Origin of the sequence: Paractinoplanes lichenicola, assembly GCF_016785085.1 — a bacterium.
Lineage (GTDB): Bacteria > Actinomycetota > Actinomycetes > Mycobacteriales > Micromonosporaceae > Actinoplanes > Actinoplanes lichenicola.
Map to the genome: position 1 here is coordinate 1 of NZ_JAENHO010000014.1, position 15,682 is coordinate 15,682.

15 protein-coding genes, 2 tRNA genes and 1 rRNA gene are annotated in these 15,682 nt (G+C 68.2%); 9 read left to right on the plus strand and 9 right to left on the minus strand.

Translation table 11 applies throughout. The features are described 5' to 3' along the window. Positions 1-296 (minus strand): 16S ribosomal RNA (locus JKJ07_RS39075); the annotation flags it as partial. A gap of 611 nt (positions 297-907) precedes the next feature. Between JKJ07_RS39075 and JKJ07_RS39080 the strand changes: the two genes are divergently transcribed. Next, a complete protein-coding gene (locus JKJ07_RS39080) occupies positions 908-1,123 on the plus strand; it encodes a hypothetical protein (protein WP_202997065.1) in 216 nt (71 codons plus the stop codon). 399 nt (positions 1,124-1,522) lie between these two features. Here the strand turns inward: JKJ07_RS39080 and JKJ07_RS39085 are convergent, their stop codons facing one another. The 3 genes from JKJ07_RS39085 to JKJ07_RS39095 form a co-directional block, all read right to left on the minus strand. After that, positions 1,523-2,320, minus strand: a complete 798-nt coding sequence (locus tag JKJ07_RS39085) for a carbon-nitrogen hydrolase family protein (RefSeq protein ID WP_202997066.1) — start codon at positions 2,318-2,320, stop codon at positions 1,523-1,525. A gap of 143 nt (positions 2,321-2,463) precedes the next feature. Next, on the minus strand, positions 2,464-3,030 hold the full coding sequence (locus tag JKJ07_RS39090; RefSeq protein WP_202997067.1) for a hypothetical protein: 567 nt from the start codon (positions 3,028-3,030) through the stop codon (positions 2,464-2,466). Next, on the minus strand, positions 3,027-3,386 hold the full coding sequence (locus JKJ07_RS39095) for a nuclear transport factor 2 family protein (protein ID WP_202997068.1): 360 nt from the start codon (positions 3,384-3,386) through the stop codon (positions 3,027-3,029). Before JKJ07_RS39095 ends, JKJ07_RS39090 begins: the two co-directional genes overlap by 4 nt. A 72-nt stretch (positions 3,387-3,458) precedes the next feature. On the opposite strand from JKJ07_RS39095, the gene JKJ07_RS39100 reads away from it, so the two are divergent. Continuing rightward, complete coding sequence (locus JKJ07_RS39100) at positions 3,459-4,031, plus strand: PadR family transcriptional regulator (protein WP_202997069.1); 573 nt, start codon at positions 3,459-3,461, stop codon at positions 4,029-4,031. Between the two features lie 85 nt (positions 4,032-4,116). On the opposite strand, the gene clpX is transcribed toward JKJ07_RS39100, so the two are convergent. The 5 genes from clpX to JKJ07_RS39125 form a co-directional block, all read right to left on the minus strand. After that, a complete protein-coding gene (gene clpX / locus JKJ07_RS39105; protein WP_202997070.1) occupies positions 4,117-5,406 on the minus strand; it encodes an ATP-dependent Clp protease ATP-binding subunit ClpX in 1,290 nt (429 codons plus the stop codon). A 210-nt stretch (positions 5,407-5,616) separates the two neighbouring features. Further along, positions 5,617-6,273 (minus strand): ATP-dependent Clp protease proteolytic subunit, encoded by a 657-nt coding sequence (locus JKJ07_RS39110; RefSeq protein WP_202997071.1) that lies wholly within the window; start codon positions 6,271-6,273, stop codon positions 5,617-5,619. 11 nt (positions 6,274-6,284) lie between these two features. Beyond that, complete coding sequence (locus JKJ07_RS39115) at positions 6,285-6,914, minus strand: ATP-dependent Clp protease proteolytic subunit (RefSeq protein ID WP_202997072.1); 630 nt, start codon at positions 6,912-6,914, stop codon at positions 6,285-6,287. Between the two features lie 263 nt (positions 6,915-7,177). Next, positions 7,178-8,527, minus strand: a complete 1,350-nt coding sequence (gene tig / locus JKJ07_RS39120; RefSeq protein ID WP_202997073.1) for a trigger factor — start codon at positions 8,525-8,527, stop codon at positions 7,178-7,180. Between the two features lie 37 nt (positions 8,528-8,564). Next, positions 8,565-8,638 (minus strand) — tRNA-Pro (locus tag JKJ07_RS39125). 133 nt (positions 8,639-8,771) lie between these two features. Here JKJ07_RS39125 and JKJ07_RS39130 point away from each other — a divergent pair. The 7 genes from JKJ07_RS39130 (at position 8,772) to JKJ07_RS39160 (ending at position 15,660) form a co-directional block, all read left to right on the plus strand. Further along, positions 8,772-8,842, plus strand: a tRNA-Gly gene (locus JKJ07_RS39130). 1,201 nt (positions 8,843-10,043) lie between these two features. Continuing rightward, positions 10,044-10,679 carry a GntR family transcriptional regulator gene (locus JKJ07_RS39135; protein WP_202997074.1) on the plus strand — a complete coding sequence of 212 codons (636 nt, stop codon included), beginning with the start codon at positions 10,044-10,046 and terminating at the stop codon, positions 10,677-10,679. 76 nt (positions 10,680-10,755) lie between these two features. Beyond that, positions 10,756-12,351: an allophanate hydrolase gene (gene atzF / locus JKJ07_RS39140; protein ID WP_307834638.1), complete on the plus strand. Its 1,596-nt coding sequence runs from the start codon at positions 10,756-10,758 to the stop codon at positions 12,349-12,351. Continuing rightward, entirely contained in the window at positions 12,348-13,040 is a 693-nt protein-coding gene (biuH, locus tag JKJ07_RS39145; protein ID WP_202997075.1) for a biuret amidohydrolase, read from the plus strand. Before atzF ends, biuH begins: the two co-directional genes overlap by 4 nt. A gap of 3 nt (positions 13,041-13,043) precedes the next feature. Then, the gene (locus JKJ07_RS39150; protein ID WP_202997076.1) at positions 13,044-13,703 is read left to right on the plus strand and encodes a cysteine hydrolase family protein; all 660 of its coding nucleotides are present in this window, start codon (positions 13,044-13,046) and stop codon (positions 13,701-13,703) included. Continuing rightward, positions 13,700-15,289, plus strand: a complete 1,590-nt coding sequence (locus JKJ07_RS39155; protein ID WP_236030669.1) for a SulP family inorganic anion transporter — start codon at positions 13,700-13,702, stop codon at positions 15,287-15,289. Before JKJ07_RS39150 ends, JKJ07_RS39155 begins: the two co-directional genes overlap by 4 nt. Before the next feature lie 11 nt (positions 15,290-15,300). Further along, positions 15,301-15,660 (plus strand): AtzH-like domain-containing protein, encoded by a 360-nt coding sequence (locus JKJ07_RS39160; protein ID WP_202997077.1) that lies wholly within the window; start codon positions 15,301-15,303, stop codon positions 15,658-15,660. Positions 15,661-15,682: the final 22 nt, after the last annotated feature.

A 15,682-nucleotide genomic window follows, 5' to 3' on the forward strand; every position in this document is an offset into this window, starting at 1 on the left:
GCCCTCTCAGGCCGGCTACCCGTCGTCGCCTTGGTAGGCCATCACCCCACCAACAAGCTGATAGGCCGCGAGCCCATCCCAGACCGAAAAACTTTCCACCAAAAGACCATGCGGTCCAAGGTCGTATCCGGTATTAGCCCCCGTTTCCGAGGGTTATCCCAAAGTCCAGGGCAGGTTACTCACGTGTTACTCACCCGTTCGCCGCTCGAGTACCCCGAAGGGCCTTTCCGCTCGACTTGCATGTGTTAAGCACGCCGCCAGCGTTCGTCCTGAGCCAGGATCAAACTCTCCAACAAAAACTGTGGAAAAGCGTCCCGGCAGTTAAACAACTGCCAAAGGAATCTCCCACCAACAAACCCCATCCAAAAACGAGGCAAGCCGGCCGGGGTATTACTTAATTGGCACTGGCTTATCAAGCACCCTGTTGAGTTCTCAAAGAACAACCACACCCGGCTAACCGCTCCGGGGCAACCGCTCAAACTTACCCGGTCGGCTTCGCGAGCGCAAGATCCGAAATCTTGCTCGCACCGCCCAAGTTTGCCCCACGACTCGAACCCGCTATCCGGCGGGTAGTTCGTGAGAGTGGCCTCGCGGACCGGCCGATGATCACTGAGTGTTGAACTTGCTTAGTGATCTGCTTGCCCGGTTCCCGCTGGCTTGACTACCCTACCCGGTCGGTTTCGCTGGCGCAAGTTGCCCTGCTCCGCTCCGCCCGAACTGGTTCGTCAAGCTTAACGCCTTGCCTTCCGGGTTGCCTGACGACCGTCGCTTTCGCTCCGTTCGTCCGGGTTTCCCTCGGGCAGAGAGAAAGTTACGCGACCGGGTGCCGCGCATGCAAATCGACCCCCATGCCCGCCGGAGCGCCGAGACGCCCCGAAACCGCTTCGCATCGTGAAAGAGTGGGCCCATGGGAGCTCCCGGGACGCTGGCAGCCGACGCGTTCATCGACATGATCATGCCTTTCGGACAGTTCCTCATCGGCACGCTTGTGCTGGTCACGCTGGTCGTCTCGATCCGCCGGCTCCTGGAACGGGGTCCCTCCCGCATGGGCGGAGCCATGCTCCTGAGCGGCGGCGCCGTAATCGGTCTGGCACTGGTCGGCTACTTAGTGCAGCTCCTGTGACCCCGGCTACACCCCGCCAGGCTCATTGAAGGACCCCCAGCTCCCCAATGGGTGAATCAAGGTCTCCGCAGTTCCCCAAACAGCCGAAACTGTTGCCGGCGGAGTCGCCGCAGCCTTCAGCGGCGACCCCCACAGCTCAGGTGCCTCAGGTACGCCCAAGTGAGCGAAGGCTTGGTCGCGGGCCTTCGTTACCGGGCTCGGTCGCGGGCCTTCATTGCGGGGCTCGGTCGCGGACCTTGAGCGCGGACCCCGAGCGCGGACCCTGAGCGCGGACCCCGAGCGCGGACCCTGAAGCGCGGGGCTGCCGGCAAGCGCCGCCTACCGGGAGGACGACGTAACCGGGCCACGGCCGCCAGCGGGTGGTGAGAGAAGGCGGCGCGACTGGCCCCTTCTGGGTGGTCAGAGGCGGCGGTTGGCGAGGCTGGGCAGTTCTGTTCGGATCTGGTCGAGGCGGGCCAGGTCGAGGTCGGCCAGGGTGATGCCTACCGTGTCGGGCGCCTGGGCGAGGATGGTGCCCCAGGGGTCGATGATCATGCTGCGGCCGAAACACGTACGGGAGGGGTCGTGGTCTCCGATTTGGCCGGCGGCCACGACGTAGCACTGGTTTTCGATCGCGCGCGCCCGGAGCAGGACCTCCCAGTGGTCGCGCCCCGTGTGCAGCATGAACGCGGCCGGCACGATCAGGACCCGGGCCTCGCCCTCGACCGCCAGGCGACGATAGAGCTCGGGGAACCGCAGGTCGTAGCAGATCGAGAGGCCCGTGCGGACCCCCGCGATCTCGGCGACGACCGTCTGGTCACCGGCGGCTACCGAGCGGGACTCCTGATAGGAGACCCGGCCGGCGATCTCCACGTCGTACAGGTGGATCTTGCGGTAGGTCGTGACCAGCTCGCCCTGGGGGTCGAAGACGAGCGAGGTGTTGTAGGTGCGGCGCTCGTCGGGGCCGCTCTCGTGGAAGGAGCCGGCGTGCACCCAGAGGCCGAGCTCGCGGGCGGCGTTCGCGAAGAACTGAGCGAACTCGCCGTCGATGCCCTCGGGTTTGGGAGCGGTGTCGCCCGGGCCGAGGTAGTCGACGTATTCCGGCAGCACGGCCAGCTCGGCGCCCGCGCCCGCGGCCCGCTCGAGCAGACCCCGGGCCACGCGCAGGTTGTCATCCCGATCGGCCCGCGAATTCACCTGGCACACCGCTACGCGCATGGGTGAAGCCTACGAGCGAACCCGACTCCGACCAACCTCCGAAAGTCGCCCCTCGACCCAGTACCAAAGGCGCTGGGCAGAGGCCCGCGGGTGGGCCAGGCTTGCCGTCATCGAGAGGAAGGAAGCCGATGAGGGTCGAGGGATCACGCTGGGGAGATGCGGCCGGCTCGGGTGAGGAGGGCTTTGATGAAGCTGCGGTGCTTGGGGGCGAGGCGGGTCCAGATGTAACGGCCGGGCGGGTGGTTGTAGCGAACCAGCATCGCCTGGGTCAGCTGCGTCTCAGAGACGTGGAAGACCAGACGGGCGGTGACACCCGCGGCGGCTCGGGATTCGAGCACGATGGCGGTCGGCGCGCTGTAGAGGATGCGCCAGCCCAGCACCTGGGAGCGGGACCACGGCGGGGCCAGCGGGATGCCCAGGAGGGTCCAGGCGGTCAGCATCTGCGCCCGTGCCGTCCACGGAGCGCGCTCGAGGACGCGGCGGGCCCACCGCTCGGCGGTTTCCGCGGAGGGAGCGGCCGAGTCGATGGCGACCGTGAAGGACTCCCGGTAGTGGACGGGGGCCAGGGCGGCCAGGGCCTCCAGCTCCGGCGAGATGTCGATCTCGCGCACAGAGCCGGCCGGGTGGGCGGGGTCGGCCGGATGGGCGGGGCCGGCCGGATGGGCGGGGTCGGCCGGATGGGCGGGGTCGGCCGGGTGAGCGGGGGTCATGTCAGGCGGGACTGCATGGCTGTGGCCAGGGCTTGGATGCCCTTGAGGGGGCGGATCATCACGGTGAACTCGGCGATCCGGCCGTCGGGGCCGGCGTGCAGGAAGTCGCAGCCCTCGAGGTGCATATCGCCCACGCGGGCCTTGAAGAGCAGGGCGTGGGAAGGCTCGTCGGAGAGTTCGTGGGTGTACTCGAAGTCCTCGAAGACCTTAATCACGGCCAGCAAAATCGGCGCCACGGCGAAGCGGCCGCGGTAGGGCGTGTAGACGGCGGGGCTCTTGAAGACGACGTCCTCGTGGAGGAGCGCCAGGGCGGCTTCCACGTCGCTGGACTCGATGGCGGCTCGGAACGGATGCACGGCGCGACCCCTATACTCAACAAATTGAATAGGTGCGGATTAACCTAACTCGCCGCCCGGGAGGAAGTCCAGATGTCACTGCGCCACGCACTGCTGGCCGCCCTGTCGCAGGGAGAGGCGTCCGGATACGAGTTGGCCAAGCGGTTCGACGTGGCGGTCGCCGACTACTGGACGGCCACGCCGCAGCAGCTCTACCGGGATCTCGAACGGCTCGAGCAGGACGGCCTCGTCGAGGCACGCGTCGTCGAGCAGACCCGGCGGCCCAACAAACGCGTGTTCACGATGACCGAAAAGGGACTCGAGGAGCTGCGGGCCTTCGGGCGCCGGCCGTCCAAGCCACCGGCCATGCGCGACGAGCTGCTCGTCAAACTGCAGGCGGCCGACCGCACCGGCGAACCCGAGACGCTGATCGAAGCCGCGCGGGCACGACTGACCCGCTCGAAGGAGAAGCTGGCCCGCTACGAGCAGCTGCGCGAACGACTGCTCGACGGGCGCACCGAAGACGACTACCTGGGGGACAGCGACGAGGTCGGGCCCTACCTGACCCTGATGGCCGGGCGCGAATACGAGCAGCTCAACATCCGCTGGGCGCAGACTGTGATCGAAACGCTTACGCGGCGGCGGCAAGGGCCGGAAGCCGGGTGATCGGCCCGGCCACGACGGCGCCGATCCGCAGCGGCGTCCAGCCACGCGGGTGCGCTTGAAAGAGCCACACCCGCGTACGGGGAAATCAGGCGGACTTCTCCTCGCGCTCCCGACGGCGGCGGCCCACGAACTCACGCGGGACGATCGTCGGGTTCACGTTTTCCAGAACGACCTCGCGCGTGATGACCACGCGGGCGGCGTCAGGGTTGCTGGGCACCTCGAACATTACGGACTGCAGCACTTCTTCCATGATGGCGCGGAGACCGCGGGCGCCCGTGCCGCGCAGCATGGCCTGGTCGGCGATGGCCTCGAGCGCGCCGTAGTCGAACTCGAGCTCGACGCCGTCCAGCTCGAAGAGGCGCTGATACTGCTTGACGTACGCGTTGCGCGGCTCGGTCAAGATCTTGATCAGGGCCTCGCGGTCGAGGTTGCGCACCGTGGTGATGACCGGCAGGCGACCGATGAACTCGGGGATCAGCCCGAACTTCAGCATGTCCTCCGGCATGACCCGGCTGAAGATGTCATCGGTGTTCCGCTCCGAGATCGACCGCAGGTGGGCGCCGAAGCCGACGCCGCCGTGGCCGACGCGGGACTCGATGATGCGATCCAGCCCGGCGAACGCGCCACCCACGATGAACAGCACATTCGTGGTGTCGATCTGGATGAACTCCTGGTGCGGGTGCTTGCGGCCGCCCTGCGGCGGAACGTTCGCCACCGTGCCCTCGAGGATCTTCAGGAGGGCCTGCTGGACGCCCTCACCGGAGACGTCGCGGGTGATCGACGGGTTCTCGCTCTTGCGGGCGATCTTGTCGACCTCGTCGATGTAGATGATGCCCTGCTCGGCGCGCTTCACGTCGTAGTCGGCGGCCTGGATGAGCTTGAGCAGGATGTTTTCCACATCCTCACCCACATAGCCGGCCTCGGTGAGCGCCGTGGCGTCCGCGATCGCGAACGGCACATTGAGCATGCGGGCCAGCGTCTGCGCCAGGTGAGTCTTGCCGCAGCCCGTGGGGCCGATGAGCATGATGTTGGACTTGGCCACCTCGACGTCGCTGCCCGCACCGGGGGCGCCGCTCGACTCGGCCTGAATCCTCTTGTAGTGGTTGTAGACGGCGACCGAAAGCGCCTTCTTGGCCTGCTCCTGGCCCACCACGTACTGATCGAGGAACTGGCAGATCTCCATCGGCTTGGGAAGCTCTTCCCACTTCACCTCGCCGGTCTCGGCCAGCTCCTCTTCGATGATCTCGTTGCAGAGGTCGATGCACTCGTCGCAGATGTAGACCCCAGGGCCCGCGATGAGCTTTTTGACCTGCTTCTGTGACTTCCCACAGAAGGAGCACTTCAGTAGGTCGCCGCCGTCGCCGATCCGTGCCACCTACGTTCTCCTTGAGCTCATCGGCCGACTCGCACCGGCCCCTGATCCGAGGACTGATTGCCTCGTTGCCATCTCATCGTCTGCGGAACCGCGTAACTGAGGCTGCATGCTCGACGTTACCCGCAAAGGTGCCGTTCTCCGACCCCCCAAAACGGGCGTGTCAGGGGTCGGCCAGTTTATCGCCTGCCGGCCGGCCCCTGACATGATGCCTCAGCTGACCGACTGCAGGCTCTTCTTGCGGCTCGCGAGCACGACGTCGACCAGACCGTACTCCTTGGCCTCCTCGGCCGTCATGATCTTGTCGCGGTCGACGTCCTTGCGGACCTGCTCCGGCGTGCGGCCGGAGTGACGCGAGATCATCTCCTCCATCTGCGTGCGCATGCGGAGGATCTCACGGGCCTGAATCTCGATGTCCGACCCCTGGCCGTAGCCGCCCTCGGTGGCCGGCTGGTGGATCAGCACCCGCGAGTGCGGCAGCGCCATCCGCTTGCCCGGCGTGCCGCCGGCCAGCAGGACGGCGGCCGCGCTGGCCGCCTGCCCGAGGCAGACCGTCGAGATGTCGGGGCGGACGTACTGCATCGTGTCGTAGATCGCCGTCATGGCGGTGAAGGAGCCGCCGGGCGAGTTGATGTACATCAGGATGTCGCGATCCGGGTCCGAGCTCTCCAGCGTCAGCAGCTGGGCCATCACGTCGTTGGCCGACGCGTCGTCCACCTGCACGCCGAGGAAGATGATCCGGTCCTCGAACATCTTGTTGTACGGGTTCGTCTCCTTCATCATCCCGTTCGAGGAACGCTCGACGAAGGAGGGCAGCACGTAGCGGTTGTGCACCGGCGCGAACCCGGAGGGCAAGGTCAGGTCAGTCATGGTTCAGCTCCTCAGTTCAGCGTTCCGGCGCCCTCGGGAACCTGCGTGGCCCCGGTGATCACCGCGTCGATGAAGCCATAGTCCTTCGCCTCCTCGGCCGTGAACCAGCGGTCCCGGTCGGAGTCGGCTTCGATCTGCTCCTGAGTCTGGCCGGTGTGGAAGGCGACCCGCTCCTGGAACATGCGCTTGGTGTAAAGCATCTGCTCGGCCTGGATGGCGATGTCGGCGGCCGTGCCACCCATGCCACCCGACGGCTGGTGCATCATGATCCGCGCGTGCGGCAGCGAGAAGCGCTTGCCCGGGGCACCGGCGCAGAGCAACAGCTGTCCCATCGACGCGGCCATACCCATAGCTACGGTCTGCACGTCGTTGTCGATGAACTGCATCGTGTCGTAGATCGCCATGCCCGAGTAGACAGAGCCACCGGGCGAGTTGATCCAGAGGTTGATGTCGCGCTCGGGGTCCTCGGCGGAAAGCAGCAGCAGCTGCGCGCAGATGCGGTTGGCCACCGAGTCGGTCACCTCGCTGCCGAGGAAGATGATGCGCTCACGCAGCAGGCGGTTGAAGACCGAGTCGTCGAGGTTGCCACTGAGGGATTCACCGCGCAGCGCGGGGCTCGCGGGAAGATGAAGATCGGTCATGGCAGCCCTTCACAGCTAACTGTGTCGGCCTCAAGTTTCGGGGCCGGCAGGTCGTCCGTCGTACGACCAACCTAACCGGTCGAATGCGCATCAGCTTCCCGCTCGGGCAGGTGTTCGCTGACAGCGCAGGCGGCCCGGAGAGCCATAGAACGCGATCGCCCCGCCGACGAGGAGACAGTCGATTTCCGTCGCCGCCGGTTTTGCGGTGCCGGAAATCGGCTGGCTCCTCGTCGGCCCCGAAGGGGCATCGCGTTCCAGCTAGCTCAGTGGTTGTGACCGGCGTGCTCGTCCTCGGACGCGGCCCGCAGGTCGTCGAGGGTCAGCACGGTGCCCTCCGAGTCCTTCATCTCGACCTGCTCCATGACCGAGGCCAGCGCCTTGCCCCGGCGCACGTCGCCGAACACGGCGGCCGCGGCACCCGACTGCACCAGCTGGTCGTAATACTGCTGCGGCTGCATCTGCGCCCGCTGCGCCCGGTGCACGATCTCGTGACCGAACTCGTCGTCGGAGACCTGAACGTCCTCGGCGTCGGCGATCGTGTCGAGCAGCAGCTGGATGCGGACGCCCTCCTGAGCGGCCTCGGTCAGCTCCTGGTCGATCTGCTCCTCGGTCTTGTCCTCCGAGGTCAGATAATCCTGCAGGGTCGCGCCGATCCGCTCCAGCTGGTCGGTCATGGCCTGCTTGCGCCCCTCGACCTCGTCCTTCACGACACCCTCGGGCGCCGGGATGTCCGCGGCCTCGACCAGCTGCTTGAGCGCCTCGTCACGAGCCGCGTAGATCTGCTCGACCTTCTTGACCTTGGTCAGGCGCTCCCGCAGGTCGTTCTTCAGCTCGTCGAGCGTGTCGAACTCGCTCGCCATCTGCGCGAAATCGTCGTCGACCTCGGGCAGCTGCTTGTCCTTGACGCTGCGGACCTTGACCTCGACGTCGGCGTCACGGCCGGCGAAGTCGCCGCCCACCAGCTGCGTGGTGAACTGGGCGTCGGCGTCCGCGACCAGGCCCACCAGCACCTCGTCGAGACCCGGGAGCAGCTGCTTGCTGCCGACCTCGTGCGAGATGTTGGTCGCCGAGCCGCCCGGCACCTCCTCGCCGTCAACCGTGGCCTTCAGGTCGAGCTGCACGTAGTCGCCCTCGGCGGCCGGCCGGTCGACCGTCTTCAGCGTGGCGAACCGCTCGCGCAGGCCGTTGATCTGCTCATCGATCTCGTTGTCGCCGATCTCGACCGCCGGAACCGTGACCGAGATGGTCTTCAGGTCGGGGACGGTGATCTCCGGACGGACGTCGACCTCGGCCGTGAACTTGAGCGGCTCGTTGTCGGAGAACTCGGTGATCTCGACCTCGGGACGACCCAGCGTCTTGACGTCGTGCTCCTGCACGGCCGCCAGGATCTGCTGCGGGATCGCCTCCTGAACGGCCTCGTTGAGGACCGCGCCACGCCCGACACGCTGGTCGATGACCGCCGCCGGGATCTTGCCGCGACGGAAGCCCGGCACCTGCACCTGCGCGCCGATCTCCCGGTACGCCTTCTGCAGGCTCGGCTTGAGCTCGTCGAACGGCACCTCGATGGCGAGCTTCACCCTGGTCGGGCTCAGAGTCTCGACGGTGCTCTTCACAGGCGTACTCCTTGTTGCTGCGGATAGTTAATAGCAGTCGGGGTGGCGGGATTTGAACCCACGGCCCCTCGCTCCCAAAGCGAGTGCGCTACCAAGCTGCGCCACACCCCGTGGCGACGGCCAGTGTATGCGGTCCGCTTCCGCCCGCGTGCGCTGGAGTCACCTGGTGGGGAATCCGGTTCGCGTCGGCGGGAGTTGATTCAGTAAGCTATCCCCGGCGACCCCACTTTAGGGCGGGGTTGGCGCGGGCGTAGCTCAATGGTAGAGCCTCAGTCTTCCAAACTGATTACGCGAGTTCGATTCTCGTCGCCCGCTCGCTCAGGAGCGGTGTGTCCGCTGGCAAGCGCGGACCTTGTCGCTCCCCATTTCTCCTGGGGGCCGAGCCCCCAGACCCCACGTTGCGAGTGGTTGCTGGCCGTCGTTGGTCGCCGTCAAAAAACCATTCCGTACGGGTTTTCGGCTGCACAAACGCAGGTGGGGTGTGCTCGCTTCGCCTCGCGAGGTGGTCGGTGCGCTAAGACGGTCTCGCCGCATCCGGATCAGATCAGGGCAACCAGGACCGCGCGACGCGCCCCACCACGCTCGGGGCGACTCGCCGCGCTCAGGTCCGCCGCGTCGCGCGCGGGCCGCCGCCACCATGCGGATGCGGGGCAGCTCAGACGGCGTTTCAGCGCCGGGTTCAGTCACAATTTGGTGTCGCCCTGCGTGACTGCCTGTTAATGCCACGGTGCGATTTAAGGGTCCGCTAATAGACGGACGTCTAATCCTGCCACTACCGTCTCCGCGGGTATCTGGAACGCATCAAGCTCCAGAAGCTCCCGGCCGGGAAACCGCCGGCCGAGACGCGCGGCGCCGGGTGGCGGCCCGGCGCCGCGCCCCCACCCAACCCGCCCCCGCGCCCCGCGAAGACCACCGGCCACACCCCCGCGTAGTAAGTGAGCACTCACTTCCTCCTTACTCGGGAGGGCCGGCCTACATACGGCGGAGGCGGCCCACGCGCTGCGGGGCAAACCCGAGCACGGCGAGGCGGCCCACATTCGGCGAAGGTCGCCCACGCGCTGCGGGGCAAACCCGAGCACGGCGAGACGGCCGGCATGAGGCGGAGACGGTCCAGGCGGTGCGAGGCAAACCTGAACGCGGTGAGGCGGCCTGCGTGTGGTGACGCGGTCCGAGCGGACCTGGGCGCGGGGCTCGGCCTGGGTCGATTTGTTGTGCGGGCGGCGGGGGCGCGAGGGGGCTGGAGATTGTGCGGATGGTGCGGGAAACGGGGAGGGGTGGGTGGAGGGGGTGGGGCTAGGGTCGCGCGATGGTGGTCTTGTGGGGTGGGCTTGTTTTGGTTGGGGTGGTGATGGTCGTCGTTGCGGTGTGGCCGGGGGCGCGGCGGCGTGGGCGCGACGAGGACGACTGAAGATCGCGGGGGCGCGGGCGCGGCCGGGACGACTGAAGAGCGCGGGGGCGCGAGGGCGGCGGGGGCGGCTGAGCGAAGGGCGCGGGCGGGGGCTGGCAGACTTCAGGGGTGAGCGACGGGGAGCTGCGGGCGTACAGCCTTGTTGAGCTTGCTGTTGAGCGGGTGCGGCGGGAGATCCTGAGCGGGCGCACCGAGCCGGGTGAGCGGCTGGTCGAGGAGCAGCTCACGCGGCAGTTGGGGATCAGCCGGGCGCCGTTGCGGGAAGCTATGCGGCTGCTGGCCCAGCAGGGGCTGGTCGAGCACATTCCGCGGCGGGGGGCTCGGGTGGCCACGCTCTCCGCGGATGATGTGCGGGAGCTCTACGAGGTTCGGGACGTGTTGGAGCGGCACGCTGTCGCGGCGATGCCGGTGGCGCCGGATCTGACGGGGTTGCGGGCGGCGCTCGAGGTGATGCGGAAGGCGACCGAGGCCGGTGACCGGCTCGAGCTGGCCAACGCGCACCGGCGGTTCCACACCGAGGTGGTGGCGCTCGGCGGGAATCGGCAACTGGCCGACCTCTACGGGTCGGTGCTGGTGCGGATCCAGCTCTACATGGCGGTCAACATGCGGCGCGAGGCCGAGGCGGCCCGGGCGGAGGACGGCGTGCTGCGGCACGAGCGCCTGTTCGCGGCGGTGGAGGAAGGCGACACGGCGGCGGTGCTGGAGGCGTTGAGCGCGCACGGCGCCCGCACGTATCTGAGCTGACCGGCCGCAGCGGTGTGAAATCGGGGCGTTACAAAGTGTCGCGTTGGCTGAAACAGAATTGTCGACAATCGACGATGTGGATGTCGATGCGGTAGTGGAGCGGGCGGGGCGGGCCGAGGGGGTCTGGATCTCGCGGTTCGGGCCGGACGAGCTGCGGGAACGCGCCGCGGCCGTGGACACCGGGCTGCCGCTGGCGGGAGTGCCGTTCGCGGTCAAGGACAACATCGACGTGGCGGGGTTGCCGACCACGGCGGGGTGCCCGGACTTCGCGTACATGCCGGATCGGAACGCGCCGGTGGTGCAACGGCTGGTCGACGCGGGGGCGATCGTCGTCGGCAAGACGAACCTCGATCAGTTCGCCACGGGACTGACGGGCGCGCGGTCGCCGTACGGGGCTCCGGAGAGCGTGTTCGGGGGCGGGCTCATCTCGGGCGGGTCCAGCTCGGGGTCGGCCGTGGCCGTGGCGGACGGGACGGTGGCGTTCTCGCTCGGCACCGATACGGCGGGGTCGGGCCGGGTGCCCGCGGCGCTCAACGGGATCGTGGGCGTCAAACCGACGCGCGGGCTGCTCAGCACCCTCGGGGTCGTGCCGGCCTGCCGATCGCTCGACTGCGTGTCGGTGTTCGCGCGGGACCTGACCACGGCCGGCCGGGTGCTGCGGGTCGCGCGGGGATTCGTACGGGAGGACCCCTGGTCGCGGGAAGGGGACCGGCCGCTGATCGCCCAGCCGCGGATGGGCGTACCGGAAGCTCTGGATTTTTTCGGTGACTCGGGGCAGGAGAAGGCGTTCGCGCGGTTCGGCGGGGCGGCCACCGTCGACATCGGACCGCTGCTCGAGGCGGGTGACCTGCTCTATCGCGGGCCGTGGGTGGCCGAGCGGCTGGCCGATCTCGGGGAGTTCCTGGCCGCGCATCCGGAGTCGGTGCTGCCGGTGACCAGGGCCGTGCTGGAGACCGGGCACGGGTTCACGGCGGCCGACGCGTTCCGGGCCCAGCACCGCCTGCAGCAGCTCAGGAACGCGGCCGACCGGATGTGGGAGCGGATCGACGTGCTCGTGCTGCCGACCATCGGCACCACCTACACGCACGACGAGATCGCCGCGGATCCGATCGGGCGCAACCTGAATCTGGGGCGCTACACGCAGTTCGCGAACCTGCTCGACATGGCCGCGGTGACCGTGCCCAACGGGTTCACCGCGGACGGACGGCCCGCCTCGATCACCCTGTTCGGCCCGGCCTTCAGCGACGAGACGCTGGCGCTGGCGGCCGCCGGCATCAAGACCGACGACACCATGACGCTGGCCGTGGTCGGGCTGCACCTCGACGGCGAGCCGCGCAACCACGAACTGTCCGAACGCGGCGCCACCCTCGCCGGCACCGCCCGGACCGCACCCCGCTACCGCCTTCACCTGCTGCCCTCGGGGGCACCGGGCCTGGTCCGGGGCGACGACGGAGCCGCCATCGAGGTCGAGCTCTGGCACCTGCCCGCCGCGCAGGTCGGCGGGTTCCTGGCCGGCATCCCGGCGCCCCTCTCGCTGGGCCGGATCGCGCTCGAGGACGGAACCGAGGTCACCGGGTTCCTGTGCGAGGCGTACGCGGCGGCCGGCACACCGGACATCACCGCCAGCGGCGGCTGGCGCAACTACCGCAGCTCGGGAGGACCGAACTCATGACCGCACGCATCGGCCCGGTGAAAGCGAACCCCTACCTCTGGCCGTACGACGGCTCGGTGCCCGTGGCGAACACGGCGCTGATCTGCGTCGACTGGCAGACCGACTTCTGCGGCAAGGGCGGCTACGTCGACTCGATGGGCTACGACATCGAGCTGACCCGGGCCGGGCTGCCGGCCACCGCACGACTGCTCGACCACGTCCGCGGGCTCGGCATGCTCGTGATCCACACGCGTGAGGGCCACGACCCCGATCTCTCCGACCTGCCGCCCAACAAGCGGTGGCGGTCGGCTCAGATCGGGGCCGAGATCGGCAGCGACGGGCCGTGCGGCCGGATCCTGATCAAGGGCGAGCCGGGCTGGGAGATCGTGCCCGAGGTCGCGCCAGTGGCCGGTGAAGTGATCGTCGACAAGCCCGGCAAGGGCGCCTTCTATGCCACCAATCTCGACCTCGTGCTGCGCACGCACGGGATCACCCACCTGATCCTGACCGGGATCACCACGGACGTCTGCGTGCACACCACCATGCGCGAGGCCAACGACCGCGGTTACGAGTGCCTGATCCTCAGCGACTGCACGGGGGCCACCGATCCGTCCAACCACACCGCCGCGCTGCACATGGTCACCATGCAGGGCGGCGTCTTCGGCTGCGTCGCCACCTCGGACGACGTGATAGCGGCAACGGAGGTTTGACCGATGCCCTCAGTGGACGCCCTACCCCACCCCTTCACCTTCGACCCTGCCGAGACGGCCCTGCTCGTCATCGACATGCAGCGCGATTTCCTCTTGCCGGGCGGCTTCGGCGAGAGCCTGGGCAACGACGTCTCCCAGCTCAGCCGCACAATCGAGCCGCTGAGTGCGCTGCTCGCGGCGTGGCGGTCGTACGGGCTGCCTGTCATTCACACCCGCGAGGGGCACCTGCCCGATCTGTCCGACTGCCCGCCCGCGAAATTGCGAAAAGGGGGCATCGGGGAACAAGGCGCCTTCGGCCGGATTCTCGTACGCGGGGAGTACGGCCACGACATCGTCGACGAGCTGGCGCCGCTCGAGGACGAGGTCGTCATCGACAAACCGGGCAAGGGCGCCTTCTATGCGACCGAATTGTCCGAAGTCATCGAGAAGCTGGGCGCCAAGAAGCTGGTCGTCACGGGGGTCACGACCGAGGTGTGTGTGCACACAACGGTCCGTGAGGCGAACGACCGCGGCTTCGACTGTCTCGTCCTGTCCGACTGCGTCGGCTCGTACTTCCCGGAATTTCAGCGCGTCGGGCTGGAGATGATCGCCGCGCAGGGCGCCATCTTCGGCTGGGTCGCCGACTCCCCCACCCTCATCGCCGCCCTCCAGGAGCAGAAATGACGACCGATACCGCTGCCAAGCTGCCCTACTGGGTGCGCGGCGACACGAACGCCTTCTTCGGCTTCGGCGTCAACGTGCTGGTCAACGTGCTCACCCTGACGGGACTCTGCATCGGCGTCATCAAGATGCCCGCGGCCGACGTCTTCGGCGTCATCCTGCCCGCGCTCGGCGTCGCCCTGGTCGCCGGCAACATCTACTACACGTTCCTGGCCCGGCGCCTGGCCGCGCGCGAGGGCCGTTCCGACGTCACGGCACTCCCGTACGGGCCGAGCGTGCCGCACATGTTCATCGTGATCTTCGTGATCATGCTGCCGATCTATTTGAGCACCGGGAACGCCGTGCAGGCGTGGACGGCCGGCATCGCGTGGGCGTTCATCATCGGCGTGATCGTGCTGATCGGCGCGTTCGTCGGCCCGTACATCCGCAAGTACACGCCGCGGGCGGCGCTGCTCGGCACCCTGGCCGGCATCTCGATCACGTTCATCTCGATGAACCCGGCCGGCAACATGTGGAACTACGCGTGGATCGCCCTGCCGGTCTTCGGGCTGCTGCTGATCGGGCTGCTGACCGACGTCAAGCTGCCCTTCAACTTCCCCATCGGCCTGGCCGCGCTGCTCGTCGGCACCGCGATCGGCTGGATCGGCGGCGCCATGTCGGTGCCCGACGTGACCGCGGCCGCCCGGGACATCGCGTTCGCGTTCCCGCATCTGAAGTTCGACCTGCTCTTCGACGGCCTCGCCGACATGGCGCCGCTGCTGGCCACGGCCATCCCGCTGGGCGTCTACAACTTCACCGAGGCGATGACCAACGTGGAGAGCGCGGCCACGGCCGGTGACCGTTACAACCTGCGCAGCGTGCTGCTGGCCGACGGGGCAGGCGCGGTGATCGGCTCGTGTCTCGGGTCGCCCTTCCCGCCCGCCGTCTATGTCGGGCACCCCGGGTGGAAGGCGGCTGGCGGCCGTACGGGCTATTCGATGGCAACCGGCGTGGTGATCGCGCTGCTCTGCTTCTTCGGGTTGTTCGGCCTGCTCGGGGCGATCTTCCCGACCGCGGCGATCGTGCCGATCCTGCTCTACATCGGGTTGCTGATCGGGGCCCAGGCGTTCCAGGCGACACCCCGGGCGCACGCGGCGGCGGTGGTCGCGGCGCTCATCCCGAACATCGCGTCGTGGGCGACCGGGCAGATGGACAACGTGCTGTCGGCCGCGGGCACGACGGCGAGCGAGGTCGGCATCGGCACGCTGGCCGGCGCGGGCGTGGTCTACGACGGGTTGAAGACGCTCGGCGAGGGCGCGATCCTGGCCGGTCTGGTGCTCGGCGCGATCGTGGCGTTCATCATCGACAAGCGGTTCTGGCACGCGGCGGTCTTCGCGGGCTCGGGCGCGGTGCTCAGCTTCATCGGGCTGATCCACGCCGAGAAGGTGCAGTGGAACGCGGACGGGCAGGTGACGCTCGGCTACCTGTTCCTGACCGTCGTGTGCGTGCTGTTCGCGCTGACCCGGCCCGCCCCGCGGGTGCCCGACCCGGCCGAGACCGAGGCCGAGGTGCCGGCCCCGCGTAAGGAAGAGCCCGCGGTCGCGCAGTGAGGACGAGTGCCATGGATGCCATTACCGAGGTGAGTGCGGCCTTCGAGGCGTACGAGAAGGCCTTGGTCGCCAACGACGTGGAGGCGATGCTCGGGTTCTTCGCCGCGGACGCCGTCCGCTACGGGCTGGCCGATCAGCAGGTGGGGCTGGCCGAACAGCGGCGCTGGCGGGTCGCCCAACCACCGCTGCCGCCCGGCCGGTTCCTCCAGGACACGATCATTTCCCCGTACGGGGAACAGGTTGTCGTCGTGAACACCCGGTTCGGTTATCCCGGCCGTGACGTGCTGGGCCGCCAGTCGCAGACGTGGGTGCGGCTGCCCGAGGGCTGGCGGATCGTCGCGGCCCACGTCTCGGAGCCGTCGGCCGCATAACTCCGGCGTCGCCGGGCATCCG

Excerpts from the sequence above, each read along its gene's own strand:
- JKJ07_RS39115 (WP_202997072.1), bottom strand. The coding sequence starts at position 6,914 with ATGACCGATCTTCATCTTCCCGCGAGCCCCGCGCTGCGCGGTGAATCC.
- JKJ07_RS39080 (WP_202997065.1), top strand. The coding sequence starts at position 908 with ATGGGAGCTCCCGGGACGCTGGCAGCCGACGCGTTCATCGACATGATC.
- JKJ07_RS39155 (WP_236030669.1), top strand. The coding sequence starts at position 13,700 with ATGACGACCGATACCGCTGCCAAGCTGCCCTACTGGGTGCGCGGCGAC.
- JKJ07_RS39150 (WP_202997076.1), top strand. The coding sequence starts at position 13,044 with ATGCCCTCAGTGGACGCCCTACCCCACCCCTTCACCTTCGACCCTGCC.
- JKJ07_RS39090 (WP_202997067.1), bottom strand. The coding sequence starts at position 3,030 with ATGACCCCCGCTCACCCGGCCGACCCCGCCCATCCGGCCGACCCCGCC.
- biuH (WP_202997075.1), top strand. The coding sequence starts at position 12,348 with ATGACCGCACGCATCGGCCCGGTGAAAGCGAACCCCTACCTCTGGCCG.
- JKJ07_RS39100 (WP_202997069.1), top strand. The coding sequence starts at position 3,459 with ATGTCACTGCGCCACGCACTGCTGGCCGCCCTGTCGCAGGGAGAGGCG.
- JKJ07_RS39160 (WP_202997077.1), top strand. The coding sequence starts at position 15,301 with ATGGATGCCATTACCGAGGTGAGTGCGGCCTTCGAGGCGTACGAGAAG.
- JKJ07_RS39085 (WP_202997066.1), bottom strand. The coding sequence starts at position 2,320 with ATGCGCGTAGCGGTGTGCCAGGTGAATTCGCGGGCCGATCGGGATGAC.
- JKJ07_RS39110 (WP_202997071.1), bottom strand. The coding sequence starts at position 6,273 with ATGACTGACCTGACCTTGCCCTCCGGGTTCGCGCCGGTGCACAACCGC.